Below are 17,541 nucleotides of genomic sequence, written 5' to 3'. Positions count from 1 at the left end.
GCACGCGACCACCAACGGTGGTCGCCTACCCGGTCAGGCAATCTCCGCCATCACCCGCTTCAACCCGTCCTGCCATGCCGGCAGCACGATGCCGAAATCCTGCTGCAGCTTGCGGTTGTCCAGCACCGACCAGGCCGGGCGCTTGGCCGGCGTCGGATACTCGGAACTGGGAATCGCCTCGACGGCCGGCACCTTCGCCAGCACACCGTTAGCCAGCGCTTCGGCGAAGATCGCCTCGGCAAACCCATGCCAGCTGGTCTGGCCACTGGCCGTCAGATGCCAGGTTCCCGACAAGTGGCCCGGGTGCTGCAGCGCCTGCGCGGTGACATCGGCGATCAGCGCCGCCGGAGTTGGCGTGCCGATCTGGTCGGCGACCACCCGCAGCTGATCGCGCTCGGCGCCCACTCGCAGCATCGTGCGCAGGAAATTGGCGCCATGTGAGGCATACACCCACGCCGTGCGGAATATCAGGTGGCGGCCACCGGCGGCGCGCACGGCGTCTTCGCCATCCCGCTTGCTGGTGCCATACACGCCCAGCGGCGCGGTTGGCTCATCCTCGCGGTAGGGCGCGCTGCCCTGGCCATCGAACACGTAATCCGTGGAGTAATGCACGAACGGCACGTCGTGGGCGGCGCACCAGCGTGCAATCACGCCCGGTGCCTGCGCGTTGGCGGCGAAGGCCGCCTCGGCGTCCTGCTCGGCACGATCCACGGCCGTGTAGGCGGCCGCGTTGACCACCACCGACGGCTGCAACCGGTCCAGCAGCGCCGGCAGGCTGTCGGGCTGGCCGAAATCCACCACCTCGCAGGCACTGCCGTCGGCCAGCTGCCCGCTGCGGGTGGTGGCAATCACCTCACCGAGTGGCACCAGCGCGCGCAGCAGCTCCTGGCCGACCTGGCCATTGCCACCGAAAACCAGAACGGTCATGGCACGTAGACCGGCAGGCGGTCTTCGGCAATGTCCTTCAGGAAGGGTGCGCTCTCATCCTTGGCCGACAGCGTCGGTGCACTGACCGGCCAATCGACCGCGATGTCGGCATCATTCCAGCGCACACCGGCGTCGAAGTCCTTCAGGTAGACCTCGGTGCACAGATAACTGAACACCGCGCGCTCGGAGAGCACGGCAAAGCCATGCGCGAAACCCTCCGGAATCCAGAACTGCTTCTTGTTTTCCGCACTCAGCACCACCGCTTCCCACTGGCCGAAGGTCGGCGAGCCGCGACGGATGTCGACAGCCACGTCGTAGACCTCGCCTTCCAGCACGCTCACCAGCTTGCCCTGCGGGCGCGGCCACTGGTAATGCAGGCCACGCAGCACGCCCTGTGCCGAGGTGGACACGTTGCTCTGCACGAAGCGATCCGGCAGGCCCAGTGCAGCAAAGCGCTCGGCGTTCCAGGTCTCGAAGAAATAGCCACGGGCATCGCCGAACACGGCCGGTTCGATCACCACGCAACCGGGCAACTTGGTTTCAATCACTTTCACGGAACAACTCCTCGCAGGGCGAGCGTGTGCAGGTACTGGCCGTAGCCGTTCTTGATCAACGGTGCAGCCAGTGCTTCCAGCTGTTCGGCATTGATCCAGCCCTTGCCGAAGGCGATTTCCTCCGGGCAGCAGACCTGCAGGCCCTGGCGGGTCTGGATGGTCTCGATGAAGTTGGAGGCTTCCAGCAGCGACTGGTGAGTGCCGGTATCCAGCCACGCATAGCCACGGCCGAGCGCTTCCAGGTGAAGATTGCCTTCTTCCAGGTAGCGCTTGTTGAGATCGGTGATCTCCAGCTCACCACGCGGCGACGGCTTCAGTTCGGCCGCGTAATCGCTGGCCTTGCCGTCATAGAAATACAGGCCGGTGACCGCATAGTTGGAGCGCGGTTTCTCCGGCTTCTCCACCAGATCGATCACCTTGCCGCTCTGGTCGAACTCGGCCACGCCGTAGCGCTCCGGATCATTCACCCAGTAGCCGAACACGGTCGAGCCGTGCACGCGTTCGTCTGCACGCTTGAGCACCTCGCGCAGGCCGTGGCCGTGGAAGATGTTGTCGCCCAGCACCAGGCAGCTCGGCTTGCCGGCGACGAAGTCGCGGCCGATAAGGTAAGCCTGGGCCAGGCCATCCGGACTAGGCTGCACCGCGTACTGGATGTCCATGCCCCATTGCGAACCGTCGCCCAGCAGCTGCTGGAACAGCGCCTGCTCGTGCGGGGTATTGATGATCAACACTTCGCGGATGCCCGCCAGCATCAGCACGCTGAGCGGGTAGTAGATCATCGGCTTGTCGTACACCGGCAGCAGCTGCTTGCTGACACCCTTGGTGATCGGATACAGCCGGGTGCCGGAGCCACCGGCGAGGATGATGCCCTTGCGCTGGGTCATGAGGTCTCCTGGGTTCAGGCCGCGGTGCCGATGCGCTGCAGACGGTAGCTGCCGTCGAGCACGCCGTTGACCCATGCCTGGTTGTCCAGGTACCAGTCGACGGTGAAGGTGATGCCCTGCTCGAAGGTGTAGGCCGGTTCCCAGCCCAGGTCGTTCTTCAGCTTGGACGCATCGATCGCATAGCGGCGGTCATGGCCGGGGCGATCGGTGACATAGGTGATCTGGCTGCTGCGCGGCTGGCCATCCGCGCGCGGGCGGCGCCGGTCCAGCAGTGCGCAGATGGCCTGCACCACTTCGATGTTCTGCTTCTCGGAGTTGCCACCGACGTTGTAGGTCTCGCCGACCTGGCCCTTGGCCAGCACGGTGCGGATCGCTTCGCAGTGGTCGGACACGAACAGCCAGTCGCGCACCTGCTTGCCATCGCCGTACACCGGCAGCGGCTCGCCAGCCAGCGCCTTGGCGATCACCAGCGGGATCAGCTTCTCGGGGAAGTGGTACGGGCCGTAGTTGTTGGAGCAGTTGGTGGTCAGTACCGGCAGCCCGTAGGTGTGGTGGAAGGCACGGACCAGGTGGTCCGAAGCGGCCTTCGACGCCGAGTACGGCGAATTCGGGGCGTACGGTGTGGTTTCGCTGAACTTGCCGGTCTCGCCCAGGGTGCCGTACACCTCGTCGGTGGACACGTGCAGGAAGCGGAAGGCCGCGCCCTGTTCGGCCGGCAGCGTCTTCCAGTAGTCACGGACCGCTTCCAGCAGGCCCAGGGTGCCCACCACATTGGTCTGGATGAAGGCACCGGGACCGTCGATGGAGCGGTCAACGTGGCTTTCGGCGGCGAAGTTCAGCACGGCATCGGGCTGATGCTCGGCCAGCAGGCGGGAAACCAGCGCACTGTCACCGATGTCGCCCTGCACGAACACGTGGTTGGCGTTGCCTTCGAGGCTGGACAGGGTCTTCAGGTTGCCGGCGTAGGTCAGCGCATCGAGGTTGATGACCTTGATGCCGCGGGCGACCGCCTCGAGAACGAAGTTACCGCCAATGAATCCGGCGCCGCCGGTGACAAGCCATGTGGGCACGAAAGGCATCTCCTTGAAGTGGGCAAATCTGCGGGCTGCGTCTGCAACCCGCCGCACGTTGACCGCCAAGGATACATGCCCAGCCGCTCGCCCCCCCAACACCTGAATGAACAGGCGCTAGCCGGCCATCCCGCCAGCAGGGTCGGACTCGGCCTGAAGCACCCAGACCTTGATGTCCGCAGGCAGCAGCCGCATCACCGGCGCGAGCACGCTCAACGCGGCCGTGAGCGCCATGGCCTTGGCCGTCGACACCGACCGGTCGTAGCGGATGCGCGCGTACAGACCTTTCACGCTCAGGGAAGGCAGCGTACGGGCGTGCTGCAGGCTCAAACCGGTGCGGGTACCAATCGCGCGCATGCTGCCGTCGTCCAGGTAATGCACGTGTGGCGACGGGAACCCCTTCTGCCACAACCGCTCGAAGCTGGCAGGTGCCCCCATCCGGGCCATCACCCGCGCGACCCGGTAGAGCACGCCCGTGCGTGCCGGTGCATTGATCACCACCACCCCCCCGGGGCGAAGGACGGCCGTGCAGGCCCGCATCGCAGACAGGATGTCGGGGATGTGCTCCATGACGTCATTGAAGACGATCACGTCAAATTTCTCACCCGCCTGCAGTACATCCGGGAAAAACCCCCGGCGGACGGGCAAGCCGCGCGCGCTGGCCGAATCGGCTACGCGGGCGTCGGGCTCGATGCCCACGACCTCGAAATGGCCCTCGGTGGCCTGCAGGAACCAACCATGGGCACAACCGACATCCAACAGCCGCGGGCGCCCCTCCGCCCGCTGCGGAAACCGCGCTGCCAGATCCTCGGCCAGCACGGCGAAGTTGCGTTGCCGAAGGTCACTCAACCCCTCTTCGCGAAGCACCTCGTCCAGCACCTCGCGATCCCCCTGCACGTCGATATCCACGCGAAGCGAGCTTCCCTCGTAACTGCACCGGCCGCATTGCAGGTGCCAAGGCTGCAGCCCAGCCTTGAGCTGCCCCTCACAGGCAGGGCATTGATCGAATCCCATCAACATCGTCTCCAGGTTCTGACGCACGCATGACCCGCTCTCCCCGGGCCCGGGAAACATCGTGGCGACTTCAGTGACCACCAGAGCATAACGCCCGCATCCGCACCACCATGTTGCACACGCAGCACGCCAACGCGGGGACGCCGTAGCGGCTCCACCCAACCATACGCATTCGCATGGTCACCCCAAGCCAGCTAGAATCGGGATCCCACCCCCGAACCGGTTGCTGTTGCAGGACCGGATGATCTCCAGCAACTGTGAGCCGGCCAGCGGCCGGTACTACAAGGACCCCGTACAAGATGAAAATCCTCGTCGCGTACAAGCGCGTGGTGGACTACAACGTCCGCATTCAGGTCAAGCCGGACGGTTCCGGCGTGGTCACCGACGGCGTCAAGCTGTCGCCCAACCCCTTCGATGAAATCGCTCTGGAAGAAGCCTTGCGCCTGCGCGACAAGGGCATCGCCAGCGAAGTCGTGGTTGCCACCATCGCCCCGGCCGACGCCCAGGCACACCTGCGCAACGGCCTGGCCATGGGCGCCAACCGCGCCATCCATGTCGTCACCGACCAGGCCATCCAGCCGCTGACCGCGTCACGCACCCTGCTCAAGCTGATCGAGAAGGAACAGCCGGACCTGGTGATCCTCGGCAAGCAGGCCATTGACGACGACGCCAACCAGACCGGCCAGATGCTGGCCACGCTGTGGGGCCGCCCGCAGGCGACCTTCGCCAGCAAGCTTGAGATTGCCGACGGCAAGGCCACGGTGACCCGTGAAGTCGACGCCGGCCTGGAAACACTGGAAGTGGATCTGCCGGCCGTGGTCACCACCGACCTGCGCCTGAACGAGCCGCGCTTCATCAAGCTGCCGGACATCATGAAGGCCAAGGCCAAGCCGCTGGAAACCCTGCAGCTGGCCGACCTCGGCGTTGAAGCCGCCGACACCTTCAAGACCACCCAGTACGCCGCACCGTCCAAGCGCAGCAAGGGTGTGATGGTCAAGGACGCGGCCGAACTGGTTGCCGCACTCAAGCAGAAGGGGCTGCTGTAATGAGCAAGATTCTCGTCATCGCCGAGCACCACGACGGCAAGCTCAATGCCGCCACCGCCAAGACCGTCAGCGCCGCCGCCGCCATCAGCGGTGCCAGCATCGACGTACTGGTGCTGGCCGCCGACCCGGCCGCCGTGGCTGCCGAAGCCGCGAAGATCGCCGGCGTCGCCAAGGTCCTGACTGTGGCCAATGCCGCCAACGCGCACGCCCTCGCCCAGGTGCTGGCGCCGCAGATCGCGCAGCTGGCCAAGGGCTACACCCACGTGTTCGGCCCGTCGACCACCTTCGGCAAGGACCTGATGCCGTGCGTGGCTGCCCTGTTGGGCGTCAACCAGGTCTCCGACCTGATGAGCGTCGAAGGCAGCCACACCTTCAAGCGCCCGATCTACGCCGGCAACGCGATCATCACCGTGGAAGCACCGGCCGACCAGATCGTGGTCGCCACCGTGCGTGCCGCCTCGTGGCCGGAAGCCGCCCAGGGCGGCAGCGCCGCCATCGAAGCAGCCAGCGTTGACGCTGCCCTGCCGACCCACACCCGCTTCGTCGGCCTCGCCGCCGGTGCCAGCGACCGCCCGGACCTGCAGAGCGCCAAGCGCGTGGTCTCCGGCGGCCGTGGTGTCGGTTCGGAAGAGAACTTCAAGGTCATCTTCCAGCTGGCCGACAAGCTCGGTGCCGCCGTGGGTGCCTCGCGCGCTGCGGTCGATGCCGGCTACGTGCCCAGCGACCTGCAGGTTGGCCAGACCGGCAAGATCATCGCGCCGGAACTGTACGTGGCCGTGGGCATCAGCGGTGCCATCCAGCACCTGACCGGCATCAAGGATGCCGGCACGATCGTGGCGATCAACAAGGACGCGGATTCGCCGATCTTCGAGATTGCCGATATCGGTCTGGTGGGGGATCTGTTCACGATCCTGCCGGAGCTGGAAGCAGCGCTCTGAGCCCGTTTGCATGACGCTTGCACGGAGGGCGCCGCCAACGGTGCCCTCCCTTTCCGGACTTCTGTCTTATCCATGATGCCGCGCCTGTTTCGCTTCCTCCTTTCCGGCGGCTCGGCCGCCGCCGTCGAATATGCGATCTTCCTCCTGCTTCAGACCGGGCTGGGTACGGACTGGTTGCTGCTGAACCAATCAGTCAGCTTCGCTGGCGGCTTCATCGTGAGCTTCATGCTCAATCGCCACTGGGTATTCCGCAGTGAGGGAGCCTGGGGCGCGGAACTGGCCAGGTACGGGCTACTGGCTGTAATCAACCTGATCCTGGGCAATGTCGCAATCAGTCTGCTGGCAGGCCCTCTCGGCGTTCCGCCACTGCTGGCGAAACTGATCGTGATGGTCATGGTGGCATCCTGGAACTACGTCATCTTCTCCCGACTGGTCTTCCGGCAGCGCCCGATGGCCTGATCCTGCAGGCCCTGGCGCCATCACCACCTTCCTGAACACCTTGGCGGGGCCCTCTCACGGCTTGCCCTAGAATAGGCCCCCCAAACCTTCGTACCTCCAGGTTACTTCGAATGGCAAAGACCCCGAACTCGCTCGGCCTCGGCACCCGTGCCATCCATGCAGGACAGCAGCCCGACCCGAGCACCGGCGCCATCATGACGCCGATCTACGCCACTTCGACCTACGTCCAGGAAAGCCCCGGCAAGCACAAGGGCTATGAGTATTCACGTACCCAGAACCCGACCCGCAACGCCTACGAGGCCTGTGTCGCCAGCCTTGAAGGGGGCACCGCCGGCTTTGCATTCGCTTCCGGACTTGCCGCTGCGTCGACGACGCTGGAGCTGCTGGACGCGGGCGACCACGTCATTGCGATGGACGATCTGTATGGCGGCACCTACCGCTTGTTCGAGCGCGTCCGTCAACGATCGGCGGGGCTGGAATTCAGCTATGTCGACCTGAACGACCTGGACGCGGTACGGGCAGCGATACGGCCCAATACCCGCATGATCTGGGCGGAAACCCCCACCAACCCCATGCTCAAGGTTGTGGACCTGGCCAAGCTGGGCACCTTCGCCCGCAAGCAGGGCCTGCTCCTGGTCGTGGACAACACCTTCTGCTCGCCGATGGTGCAGCGTCCGCTGGAGTACGGCGCCGATCTGGTCCTGCATTCCGCAACCAAGTACCTCAACGGCCATTCGGACATCGTGGGTGGCATCGTGGTGGCCGGCAGTGATGCCCTGGCCGAACAGATGGCCTTCCTGCAGAACTCGATCGGAGCCGTGGCCGGCCCGTTCGACTCCTTCCTGGCCCTGCGTGGCCTGAAGACGCTGCACCTGCGCATGCGTGCACACAACGAAAGTGCGTTGGAACTGGCCCGCTGGCTCGAACGCGACAGCCGTATCGAAGCTGTGATCTATCCTGGCCTGAAGAGCCACCCGCAGCACGCTCTGGCCAAGCGCCAGATGGATGGCTTCGGCGGGATCATCTCCGTGCGCGTGAAGGGCGGCAAGACCAAGGCCCGCCGCATGCTGGAACGTTGCGAGCTGTTCGCACTGGCCGAATCGCTGGGTGGGGTGGAAAGCCTCATCGAGCTGCCGGCGGTGATGACCCACGCGTCGATTCCGCCGGCCCAGCGCAAGCGACTGGGCATCACCGACAACCTGATACGTCTGTCGGTGGGCACGGAAGATCTGGCCGATCTCCGTCACGAACTGGACGCTGCCCTGGGACGTTGAGCCAGGTCTTCATTGATTCCACGCCGCCGCGCCAGCGGTGGCTTGACGCCGCGTCCTGCACGCGGTGACCGTATTGAACCCGCGAGAATTCCTTGATGAATGAAGCACTCTCCGACCTGGGACGCAGCCTGCGCTCCTGGCGCCTGTGGACATTGCTGGGCTGGCTGGAAATCCGCCAGCGCTACGCCCGCTCCCGTGTCGGTCCGTTCTGGCTGACGATCAGCATGGGCGTGATCATCGCATCCATCGGCATGGTCTACGGCACCCTGTTCGGGCAGAAGCTCAGCGAGTACCTGCCTTACCTGGCGACCAGCCTGGTCATGTGGGGGATGTTCACCAGCACCGTGCAGGAGGGCAGCAACGCGTTCATTTCCAATGCCGCCTACATCCGCCAGGTCTCAACGCCGAAGTTCATCTACATCCTGCAGGTGCCGTGGCGCAACCTGCTGATCCTGTGCCACAACATCGTGATCGTGGTGGCGCTGCTCGCCATCTTCGGCGTGAAGCGCTGGGACACCCTGCCGCTGGTCATTCCCGGCCTGGTCCTGGTGGTGCTCAATGCAACCTGGATGGCGACCCTGTCCGGACTGCTGTCAGCGCGCTTCCGTGACTTCCCGCAGATCGTCGCAGCGATCATGCAGGTGGCCTTCTACATCACCCCGATCATGTACAAGCCGGAAGCGCTGACCAAGTATTCGTTCATCGTCAACCTCAATCCCCTTGCCTATCTGCTCAACGTCGTGCGCCAGCCTGTACTGGGCGAGGTTCCGTCCGTGCGGACCTGGGGAGTGGCCATTGCCATGGCCGTTGTCGGCTGGATCGTCGCCCTGGTGATGGTCCACCGTTATCACAAGCGCATCGCGTACTGGGTGTAAGGATTCCACATGGCTTTCATTGAACTGGAACACGTCAGCCTCGATCTTCCGATCTACGAGGTGCACGGCCGCTCACTCAAGCGCCAGGTGATGCGCCTGGGTCGCTCCAATGCCGTTGCCGACAGCAACGACGGCGTCATCATCGTCCGCGCCCTGCAGGACGTCAGCGTTCGCCTGGAGACCGGTGATCGCGTCGGTCTGATCGGCCACAACGGCGCCGGCAAATCGACCCTCCTGCGCGTCCTTGCCGGCATCTATGCCCCCACCGGAGGCATCATCCGACGCGATGGCAAAGTGGTTCCGCTGCTGGACATCAGCCTCGGCATGGACGACAACTCCACCGGTTGGCAGAACATCCGATTGCGCGGCCTGCTGCTGGGCATGACCAAGAACGAGATCATCGAAAAGCAGGAGGGAATCGCTGAATTCAGCGAACTCGGCGATTATCTCGACCTGCCCATCCGGACCTACTCCAGTGGCATGCGCGTACGTCTGGCATTTGCCATTTCCACGGCGGTTGATGCGCAGATCCTGCTGCTGGACGAAGTGATGGGCGTGGGCGATGCCGGCTTCATGCACAAGGCCAAGCAGCGCCTGGCAGATCTTCACGGCCGTTCGGACATCGTCGTGCTGGCCATGCACTCCAACGAAGAGATCCGCCGTGTCTGCAACAAGGTGATCTGGATGGACAACGGTTCAATCCGGATGTACGGCGATACCGCGTCGGTGGTGTCCGCCTATGAGCAGTTCGTCAACGGACATTGAGTCCCCGTCCCACCCTCCGGTACCCCTGATGACGCACCCCATCCAGCCAGCCTCCAATGCCAGCCACTCATCGCCGCAGTCCTCTTCACCGGAGATGATTGCGAGCTGGCTGATGGATACCCTTCGACCACAGCAGGTGATCGATGCGGCTGGAGAAGGCTCGTCCCTGTTTGCAGCTCTGGTCGATCTGGCCGCTTCGCAAGGGCTGCCGGTGCGTCCGGTCGAAGCACCGGACGCATTGGGCAGCACCAAGCTCAACGCATTGGTGATGCTGGCGCCGGACCAGATCAGTGATGGCTGGCAGCTCATGGACTGGATGCGGCGCCTGGACACCCATGGCGGGATCCTGCTGCTGGGCCCTCCGCCTCGTGAGAGCGCGATCACCGGCCACGCCCTGGCAGACGGCCAGCACTGGCTGTTCGTGGCCGATCCGGAATGGAGCATCGGAGCGACACCACCAGGATCAAGCGATCGGCCACAGATCGAAGAGCTCGCCTCCCTGGAAACGGCACAAGCCGTGCTGCTGGAGCAACGCCAGCACATGGAGCAACTGCGCAGCCAGGTCGTGCAACAGGAAAGCAGCCTCACCGAGGTAGAACAGAATCTGCTGCGTGCAGAACGTCGCGTGGCGTCGCTGCGGCGCGCACTGGAAACATCCGGGATCACTTCCCAAGCGACGCTTGATCATCTGCACCGGGCCCAGAATCAGATCGGAGAGCTGCTCAATTCGCGCTCCTGGCGCGTGACCGCCCCGCTGCGCATGGCACACGTTGCCGTCTGGCGCGTTCGTTCGCTGCTCAAGCAGCTCCTGCATCTGTCCACGGCCACCATTCGCGTCGCCCGCCAGAACGGCATCCGCGAGGCCGGACGCCGGATCACCAGCCAGCTGCGGCAGCCCGCTGCATTGTTCCGCCAGGGCTCAGGGGCCGGAAGCTGGAAACTGAGGCCGGTCCATGCGCTTCCACCGGCAAGGCCGGCGAGCAGTTCGCAGCAGCTGCGCGTCCTGCTGGTGGCGGAAATGGGCATCGGGCAGTGCCTGAAATACCGCGTGCTGCAGAAGCAGCTGATGATCGAAAGCCTTGGCTACGACTGCACCGTCGTCAACTGGACTGATGTCGTCTCTACCCGCGACCTGCTCTCCACGCACAGCGTTGCCGTGTTCTACCGCGTCCCCGGCTATCCGGACCAACTGGAGACGATCGCCCTTGCTCGTGCGGCTGGCGTGCGTACGTTCTGGGAAGTCGACGATCTCATCTTCGACATCGAACACTACCGGAACAACAGCAACGTCAACGATCTCAGCCCAGTTGTGCGCAAGGCCATCCTCGAAGGCGTACCGCTGTTCCGGGAGGCGCTGCTGGCTTGCGATGCCTGCATCGCATCGACCACCGCCATGGCCGACGCCATGCGCGCAACCGGTGCGCCCGAGGTCTGGGTCGTCGAGAACGCACTGGACGTGGAGACACTGCGCGCAGCAGAGGAAATCGCCGCCGCACCGCCGCGTGGTGATGGATTGCTGCGCATCGTCTATGGCTCTGGTTCCAAGGCCCACGATTCCGATTTCCGTATCGCCGCTCCAGCGTTGCTACGCATTCTGAAGAAGCGCTATGACGTTCGCCTTACCATCATCGGTCATCTCAACCTTCCCGAAGCGTTCAACGAAGTCGATGCCCAGGTAGAGCGCCTGCCGCCCTCCGATTACCCGACCTACATGCGCAGGCTCGCCAGGTGCCAGATCAACATCGCACCGCTGGAGCGCACGGTCTTCAATGACGCCAAGTCCAACATCAAGTATCTGGAAGCGGCGATCCTGGGCATTCCCAGCGTCTGCTCCTCCAGCATGGAGTACCAGCAGACCGTCCAGCACGGCACCACCGGTCTGCTGGCCAGTACCGAACAGGACTGGGAAGAACAACTGCTGGCATTGATTGGGAGCCCCGGGCTGCGCCGCCAGATCGGCGAGAACTCGCGTCGCCATGTCGAGGATGACTACACCCCTGAAGCCGTAGCCAAGCACAGGCTGCTGCCATGGCTGAAGTCATTGGAACCGTCCGTCGAGCGTCGGCCACGTATTCTGGGCGTCAACATTTTCTTCGAACCACGCAGCTTCGGCGGCGCCACGATCGTGGCCGAGCAGATGGCACGTATCATCAATGCAGGCGGCCGGGCGGAATACGCGACATTCACCACCCTGCCGGCCACCGATGTGCATGCCTACAAGGTGACCCGCTACGAATCGAGCGCGGGCGAGGTGTTCGCCATGGGTCTGCCGCATGAGCACGATCAGGCCCTGCATTTCGACAATCCCTATCCCACGCATGGGTTCCGCGAAATCCTCCGCGCCTGGCGTCCGGACGTGGTTCACATCCATTCCATCCAGGGCATCGGCATCCAGATCGCGGAAGTCTGCCAGGCCGAAGGCGTCCCGTTCGTGGTAACGCTGCACGATGCATGGTGGATCTGTGCGCGCCAGTTCATGGTCAACGACAAGGGCCGTTACTGCTACCAGCGCAAGATCGACCTTGATGTGTGCTCGCGCTGCGTACCGCAGCCCGCAATGAACCCCTATCGCCAGTACCGCCTGCACGAAGTGTTGACCGGCGCAGCGTTGATGCTGTCACCCAGCAAGTTCTTCGCTGGTGTCTACGCCGACAACGGGTTTGATCCCGAGCGCCTGCGGGTCAACAAGAACGGCATCGTCAAACCTGCTTCGGCCATTCACCGCGAGCCACCCAGCACCCGCCCGCTGCGGTTCGGTTTCGTTGGCGGCGAGGGCCCGATCAAGGGAAGCGCCCTGATCAAGAAGGCTTTCGCAGGCCTGCCGCATACCAACTACGAACTGCATGTCGTCGACAACGAACTCAACCTCGGACGTCGTTCGATCTTCGAATCCAACTGGAAGGTTCCCGGCACCTTCAAGGCGGTCCCCGCTTACAGCCAGGAGACCATCGATTCGTTCTTCGGCAGCATCGACGTGCTGTTGTTCCCGACCCAGTGGAAGGAGAGCTTCGGCCTGTCGGTCCGCGAGGCATTGATCCGCGATGTCTGGGTGATCGCTACCGACGCAGGCGGTGTCATCGAAGATATCGTCGACGGCGAGAATGGCGACATCATCCCGCTGGATGATGATGGCAGCGCGCTGCAGGCCGCCATCAAGCGCCTGCTGGATGCGCCGGGCCAGCTCGACGGTTACCGTAATCCGCACGCCGCAATGGTGCGTCTGTTCGACGAACAGGCTACGGAACTGACCGACTACATGCTGGAAGTGATCGAGCGCCAGCCAGTGAACTGGCGCGACCCGGACGAACTGAACTGAACGAAGATGCCGTTGGAATGAAGCCAGCCGGGTTTCCACGAATTCAACGAAAAAGCCGCTGATCGTGAGATCAGCGGCTTTCTTTTTCATCAGGGCTCAGGGCAACCGCGCGGGAGGATGTCGTCCTGGTTTTCCGTTTCCAGGAATACGCAACTGTCCACGCGTTCCTGGCTGTGGCTTTCCCACACACTTACGCCGCTGCCATCGCGCGGCGCGACTTCCCCGCCTACATAGGCTTTGCCATCCAGCTTGAACTCGGCGTAGCCATTGTCGGTGAGCTCTGACAGCTCGAAGGGCAGCACAAGCCGCTCTCCTCCCTGGGTCCACAGCCGCAGTTCGGCCTGCCCGGCATGCGTGGTCATATAGGTGCCAAACCGCACCGAGATACGCTTCAGGCCAGCAGGATCCTCGCTCTGTGCGGGCAGGAAGTGCAACGGCACGGTGTTGTCGGGCGTCAACGGTGGCGAGGGCTTCAGCTCAGGCGCCGCGATTGCGGACTGCGTCGCGCCAGTATGGTAGCGCTCGACCAGGAGCGAACAGCTCGCATACGCCATCCAGGCCAGGAACAGCATTGCCAGCCCGTGCCCGGCCTTGAACAGCAGGCCATCGCGCGGTGCTGCGTTGGCCGTCAGCGCCATCACCAGGCATAGACCCGGAATCAGCAGATAGCGCCCCTGAACGCCATCAACGGTCGTCGAAGCGGGATCGGTCCACTGCACCAGCAGGGCGAGGAAGGTCATCAAGACCGACGCCAGGCAGACCACGACCAGCGTCCAGCGCGCCAGGCTCTGGGTGCGCCACCCTTCCAGGTCGAGCGACAGCAGCATCAACACCACCAGCGTCAGCCCTGTCATGTGGTAGAAGGCAGGTGAGAAGGACGCGTCCAGCCAGCCCAGCACCCCGATGAACGACACGACGTAGAAGGACATCCGCGCCATGTTGGTCCAGGTCGCGAACAGGATGGAGGTCAGTTCACCGGGATGCGTGAGAAGGTGCAGCAGACGAGCTGCATGATCGATCCGATGGCTGCTGGGGGGATAGACCGTCGTCTTCACCGTGAACAGGGTCCATGCCAGTACGAACACACTGATGGCGATCGCAATGTACAGCTGCCGGCGCTCGCGCATCAGCCATGCTGCGACGAAGGGCAACAGCAGCATCGGCAGCATGTTCGCGCGACAGGCACAGACCAACAGGACACTTATGTGGAGTGCAGCCACCGCCGTCGGTGGCGAGGCACGGCCATCGGTGGCGATCCGCATGAAAGCCGATAGGCCAACCAGCGCCACTGCTGTGGCCATGGGATCAAGCACCGCCGCGCCAAACAGAAACAGGTTCATCGGCAATGCGAGCAACGCCAGCACCACCGCCGAAGGCCGGTGGAGTCTGAAGGCCAGCAGTAACAGAACCCCGCAGGTCATCCATTCCAGCAGGCGGGCCAGCCGATAGGATTTGCCCACGCTCATGCCCAGCGCTTTGCCCATGCCCAGCCCCACGGCTTGTGGCGCGTACATCAGCGGGAAGTAGTAAGCGGTCCCCACTGCCGTCTGGAACTGCGGCTGGTCGCTCCACTTCACGCTGCCTGCCGCCTGCAGTTCATCAGCGGAGACTTTGCGCTGTGACGCTCCCTTCAGTGGTTCGAAGTACGACATGTACTGCACCAGGCCACTGTCGAGGTAGCCTCCCGAAGGGGACCCATCCACCGACTTCAACAGGATCTGCCCCTGCCCCATCATGTAGGCACGCTTGACGTGGTCGTACTCGTCAGGCGCCTGGAACGGCGGCGTGATCGCAGACAGGACCAGGCTGACCAGCAGGGTAGCGAGCAGGTACAGCGGCCAGACCTGAGGCGCCACACGCTCTGCCTGGGCGGACACGCGCATCAGGTATTCCCCACTTCAAGCGCCGACCAACGAAGCCGTGGATGAACAGCATGGCGGGGGGTTGCTGCGATGTCCTGGCCGAAGAAGGCAAGCAACAACTGCACACCCAGCAATATCGGCATCGCGGCCAGCATCACCGTACCGCTGCTGGCAACCTGCCCGGTACCAATGCTGGTCAGCCAATGCTGCAGGCCATAGATCATGCCGAACAGCAACAGCACCAGGCCGGCCGGCAGTTCGAACGACGCCAGAGACAGATTACGCAGGTAATAGTTGTAGAAAACGCGCTTGCCGAAGTTGCGCAGGTTCTTGAACAGGAACTCCGACAACACCTGCGAGATCTTCAGATTGCTGACTTCGTCGCCATACTTGGCGTGCATCGGCACATCCAGCACCACCGCGCGCAGCGTGCTGAGCCGGAACAGCATGTCGGTCTCGAAGAAATAGCGCTTGCTGATCCGCCCCATCGGCAGGTGGCGCGCCACATCACGGTGGATGGCGGTGAACCCATTGGTGGGATCGAACAGGTCCCAATAGCCGGAAGAGAGCTTGGTCAGGAAGGACAGCCCTGCATTGCCAAACAACCGCAGCTTCGGCATCTGCGCAATGCGCTCGAGATCGAAGAAGCGGTTGCCCTTGGTGTAGTCGGCTTCACCGGCGATGATCGGGCTGACGAAGCTTGGGATCAGCGCCGGATCCATCTGGCCGTCACCGTCTACCTTGACGATGATGTCGATGCCGTCTTCGATCGCTGCGCGATACCCTGTCATGACCGCACCACCCACGCCCTGATTCTCGAGATGGCGCAGAACGACAACACGCGGATCGGTGCAGTTCGCTTCAACGAAGTCGCCACTGTTCATCGGGCAACAATCGTCCACCACATAGATCCGATGGATGTCACTCCCCATTCCATCAATAACGCCAAGAATGTGGTTGATGACCTTGTAGGACGGAATCACAACGGCGATCTGGACAGGCATGCGCACTCTCTGAAGTTCTCCGGGCTGGCCCCGGCGGGTAACAAAACAAGCCGATTGTGACATCTGCGACCTGTCCAGAGTGTGCAGGGGGCGAACCCGCCCCCTGCGCAGGACGCTTACTGCACGCGACGGCGCAGGTAGTTCAGCAGGTCGATACGGGTGATCAGGCCCAGGAAAGTGTCGCCGTCCATCACGATCGCCACCTGGCCGCGGTCGAACACCGGCAGCAGCGCCTCGATCGGCGACTTCACGTCCAGCCGGTCCAGCTTGCTGACCATGGCGGTGGCGACGGTGTCGCGGAAACGTGCCTCATCGCCATACACATGCAGCAGCACGTCACTTTCATCGACGATGCCCACCAGCTGGTCACCGTCCATCACCGGCAGCTGCGACACGTCGTACAGCTTCATGCGCTGGTAAGCGGTGGTCAGCAGGTCGTTCGGTCCGATCACCACGGTGTCGCGCTGGCCGTACGGGCGCAGGATCAGGTCGCGCAGGTCTCCATGCTGCGGGCGCTGCAGGAAGCCGTTGTCCAGCATCCAGTAGTCGTTGTACATCTTCGACAGGTACTTGTTGCCGGTGTCGCACACCAGCACCAGCACCTTCTTCGGCGTGGTCTGTTCCTTGCAGTACTTCAGGGCCGCCGCCAGCAGGGTGCCGGTGGACGAACCGCCCAGGATGCCTTCCTTGCCCAGCAGCTCGCGCGCGGTGTGGAAGCTCTCGGCGTCGCTGATGGCATAGGCCTTCTTGACGCGGCTGAAGTCGGAGATCGACGGCAGGAAGTCCTCGCCGATGCCCTCCACCAGCCAGCTGCCCGACTTGTCGTTCAGATTGCCGTCGTTGATGTACTCGGCCAGGATCGAGCCGACCGGATCGGCCAGCACCAGCTCGGTCTTCGGCGACAGCTTGGCGAAGGCGCGCGACAGGCCGGTCATGGTGCCGGAGCTGCCACAGCCGAACACGATGGCATCGAGGTCGCCGCCCATCTGCTCCAGGATCTCCGGGCCGGTACCGAATTCATGCGCGGCAGGGTTGTCCGGGTTGCCGAACTGGTTGATGAAGTACGCGCCCGGGGTCTGCTCGGCGATGGTCTTGGCCAGATCCTGGTAGTACTCGGGGTGGCCCTTGGCCACGTCCGAGCGGGTCAGACGCACTTCAGCGCCCATCGCCTTCAGGTTGAAGATCTTTTCCCGGCTCATCTTGTCGGGAACGACCAGAATGAGCTTATAGCCCTTCTGCTGAGCCACCAGGGCCAGGCCCAGGCCGGTGTTGCCTGCGGTGCCCTCGACCAGGGTCGCGCCGGGCTTCAGGTCGCCGCGCTTCTCCGCCGCTTCGATCATCGACAGGCCGATGCGATCCTTGATCGATCCGCCCGGGTTGGCGCTCTCCAGCTTCAGGTAGAGCTCGCAGACGCCGGTGTCCAGGCGCTGGGCCTTGACGATCGGGGTCTGGCCGATGAGTTCGAGGACGGAAGAATGGATGGGCATTCGGAGGACTTTCGGTTCGCGCCACGCAGGGCCGGACCGATGATTATCCGACGGATGGCGATGAAA

At 63.6% G+C, this 17,541-nt stretch carries 15 protein-coding genes; 7 read left to right on the top strand and 8 right to left on the bottom strand.

The annotated features are described in order from the left end of the window. Positions 1 to 33 precede the first annotated feature (33 nt). From rfbD to ACW5IY_RS02535, 5 genes are all read right to left on the bottom strand, one after another. The gene (gene rfbD, locus ACW5IY_RS02555; RefSeq protein ID WP_049434960.1) at positions 34 to 927 is read right to left on the bottom strand and encodes a dTDP-4-dehydrorhamnose reductase; all 894 of its coding nucleotides are present in this window, start codon (positions 925 to 927) and stop codon (positions 34 to 36) included. After that, positions 924 to 1,481 carry a dTDP-4-dehydrorhamnose 3,5-epimerase gene (gene rfbC, locus ACW5IY_RS02550; protein ID WP_049434959.1) on the bottom strand — a complete coding sequence of 186 codons (558 nt, stop codon included), beginning with the start codon at positions 1,479 to 1,481 and terminating at the stop codon, positions 924 to 926. Before rfbC ends, rfbD begins: the two co-directional genes overlap by 4 nt. Next, positions 1,478 to 2,365 (bottom strand): glucose-1-phosphate thymidylyltransferase RfbA, encoded by an 888-nt coding sequence (gene rfbA, locus ACW5IY_RS02545; protein WP_049434958.1) that lies wholly within the window; start codon positions 2,363 to 2,365, stop codon positions 1,478 to 1,480. Before rfbA ends, rfbC begins: the two co-directional genes overlap by 4 nt. 14 nt (positions 2,366 to 2,379) lie before the next feature. Next, positions 2,380 to 3,435 carry a dTDP-glucose 4,6-dehydratase gene (gene rfbB, locus ACW5IY_RS02540; RefSeq protein WP_049434975.1) on the bottom strand — a complete coding sequence of 352 codons (1,056 nt, stop codon included), beginning with the start codon at positions 3,433 to 3,435 and terminating at the stop codon, positions 2,380 to 2,382. Between the two features lie 117 nt (positions 3,436 to 3,552). Further along, on the bottom strand, positions 3,553 to 4,344 hold the full coding sequence (locus ACW5IY_RS02535) for a class I SAM-dependent methyltransferase (protein ID WP_160314121.1): 792 nt from the start codon (positions 4,342 to 4,344) through the stop codon (positions 3,553 to 3,555). A 404-nt stretch (positions 4,345 to 4,748) separates the two neighbouring features. Between ACW5IY_RS02535 and ACW5IY_RS02530 the strand changes: the two genes are divergently transcribed. The 7 genes from ACW5IY_RS02530 to ACW5IY_RS02500 all read left to right on the top strand — a co-directional run bounded on the left by ACW5IY_RS02530 (position 4,749) and on the right by ACW5IY_RS02500 (position 13,122). After that, a complete protein-coding gene (locus ACW5IY_RS02530; RefSeq protein WP_012509979.1) occupies positions 4,749 to 5,495 on the top strand; it encodes an electron transfer flavoprotein subunit beta/FixA family protein in 747 nt (248 codons plus the stop codon). Beyond that, positions 5,495 to 6,433, top strand: a complete 939-nt coding sequence (locus ACW5IY_RS02525; protein ID WP_049434956.1) for an electron transfer flavoprotein subunit alpha/FixB family protein — start codon at positions 5,495 to 5,497, stop codon at positions 6,431 to 6,433. The genes ACW5IY_RS02530 and ACW5IY_RS02525 overlap by 1 nt, the downstream gene beginning before the upstream one ends. 72 nt (positions 6,434 to 6,505) lie before the next feature. Next, positions 6,506 to 6,892, top strand: coding sequence for a GtrA family protein (locus tag ACW5IY_RS02520; protein ID WP_049434955.1), 387 nt, complete (start codon positions 6,506 to 6,508; stop codon positions 6,890 to 6,892). A 110-nt stretch (positions 6,893 to 7,002) separates the two neighbouring features. Continuing rightward, positions 7,003 to 8,166, top strand: a complete 1,164-nt coding sequence (locus ACW5IY_RS02515; RefSeq protein WP_049434954.1) for a cystathionine gamma-synthase — start codon at positions 7,003 to 7,005, stop codon at positions 8,164 to 8,166. Positions 8,167 to 8,261: 95 nt separating this feature from the next. Continuing rightward, positions 8,262 to 9,041: an ABC transporter permease gene (locus ACW5IY_RS02510; RefSeq protein ID WP_162838407.1), complete on the top strand. Its 780-nt coding sequence runs from the start codon at positions 8,262 to 8,264 to the stop codon at positions 9,039 to 9,041. Between the two features lie 9 nt (positions 9,042 to 9,050). After that, positions 9,051 to 9,806: an ABC transporter ATP-binding protein gene (locus ACW5IY_RS02505; RefSeq protein WP_049434952.1), complete on the top strand. Its 756-nt coding sequence runs from the start codon at positions 9,051 to 9,053 to the stop codon at positions 9,804 to 9,806. A gap of 112 nt (positions 9,807 to 9,918) precedes the next feature. Next, positions 9,919 to 13,122 carry a glycosyltransferase gene (locus ACW5IY_RS02500; protein ID WP_160314063.1) on the top strand — a complete coding sequence of 1,068 codons (3,204 nt, stop codon included), beginning with the start codon at positions 9,919 to 9,921 and terminating at the stop codon, positions 13,120 to 13,122. 89 nt (positions 13,123 to 13,211) lie between these two features. Here the strand turns inward: ACW5IY_RS02500 and ACW5IY_RS02495 are convergent, their stop codons facing one another. Genes ACW5IY_RS02495 through ACW5IY_RS02485 form a run of 3 tightly spaced genes read right to left on the bottom strand, consistent with a single transcriptional unit; the run spans position 13,212 to position 17,475 of the window. After that, on the bottom strand, positions 13,212 to 15,005 hold the full coding sequence (locus ACW5IY_RS02495; RefSeq protein WP_049434950.1) for a DUF2142 domain-containing protein: 1,794 nt from the start codon (positions 15,003 to 15,005) through the stop codon (positions 13,212 to 13,214). Further along, a complete protein-coding gene (locus ACW5IY_RS02490) occupies positions 15,005 to 16,051 on the bottom strand; it encodes a glycosyltransferase family 2 protein (RefSeq protein ID WP_342593348.1) in 1,047 nt (348 codons plus the stop codon). The genes ACW5IY_RS02495 and ACW5IY_RS02490 overlap by 1 nt, the downstream gene beginning before the upstream one ends. A gap of 53 nt (positions 16,052 to 16,104) precedes the next feature. Further along, positions 16,105 to 17,475 (bottom strand): pyridoxal-phosphate dependent enzyme, encoded by a 1,371-nt coding sequence (locus tag ACW5IY_RS02485; protein WP_049434948.1) that lies wholly within the window; start codon positions 17,473 to 17,475, stop codon positions 16,105 to 16,107. Positions 17,476 to 17,541: the final 66 nt, after the last annotated feature.

The organism is Stenotrophomonas sp. C-A (assembly GCF_054030835.1).
This window is presented reverse-complemented; position numbering and strand designations above follow the sequence as displayed.